This is a genomic window from Actinoplanes cyaneus (genome assembly GCF_016862095.1).
Taxonomy (GTDB): Bacteria; Actinomycetota; Actinomycetes; order Mycobacteriales; family Micromonosporaceae; genus Actinoplanes; species Actinoplanes cyaneus.
Window position 1 is genome coordinate 1 of record NZ_BOMH01000166.1, and the last position, 931, is coordinate 931.

The window sequence follows — 931 nt, forward strand, 5'->3', positions numbered from 1 at the left end:
CTCGTCCGATGCAGGCTGTGGTCGTGTATGCCTGTCTCGACCGCGGCGGCGATTCGGTCCGCGAGTGTGAAGCGCGGGTGCTCGGTAAGGTCTCGAGCGTGGACGTTGTCGTGGTCGGTGCCGGGATCGCCGGGCTGTCGTGTGCGCGTGCGTTGGCGGACGCTGGGGCCAGGGTGCGTGTCGTCGAACGCGGCCGGGTCGTCGGCGGCCGGTTGGCCAGCAAGCGCTACGACGGCCGGTATGCCGACATCGGGGCCGCGTACCTCGTCGCCGACGACCCGGACTTCGCCGCACAGGTCGCCGGGTGGCAGGCCGCTGGACTCGCCCGGCCGTGGACCGAGTCCCTCCGGGTTTACCCGGGCGGCCGGGATGCTACCGGCCCAGTCCGCTGGGCGGCTCCCGGCGGCCTGCGATCGCTGGCTGCCGACCTCGCCGCCGGGCTCGACGTACGTCTGTCAACCCCGCTCGACGCGGTGCCGACCGACGCCGACGCGGTGGTGCTCGCCATGCCCGGCCCGCAGGCTCTGCGGCTGGCCCCGCCGCCGGGGATCGCGGCGGCCGCGGCCGCGCAGACCTGGCATCCGGTGATCGTGGCCGTCCTGCGCTACCCGTCCCGTGAGTGGGACGACCTGCGAGGTGCCTTCGTCAACGACCATCCCGTACTCGCCACCGTCTGCGACGACGGCGACCGGCGCGGCGACGGCGCGCCAGTCCTGGTCGCCCACTCAACCGCAGAGCTAGCCGCCTGGCACCTTGATTCCCCCGAGGCGGCCGGGCCGATCCTCGCCGAGTCCGTCGGCGAGTTGCTCGGTCTCTCGGCAAAGCCGGAGGTGAGCGTGCACCGCTGGACGTTTGCCCAGCCCGAGCCCGGCGAGGCCCCGTATGCCGTGGACGGCCGGGTCTGGCTCTGCGGTGACGCGTTCGGCCGCCC

1 protein-coding gene is annotated in these 931 nt (G+C 73.8%); it reads left to right on the forward strand.

Going from position 1 to position 931, the window contains the following annotated elements:
- Window positions 1–98: 98 nt before the first annotated feature.
- A partial coding sequence (locus Acy02nite_RS46185; protein ID WP_239175922.1) for an NAD(P)/FAD-dependent oxidoreductase occupies window positions 99–931 on the forward strand: 833 nt, incomplete at its 3' end.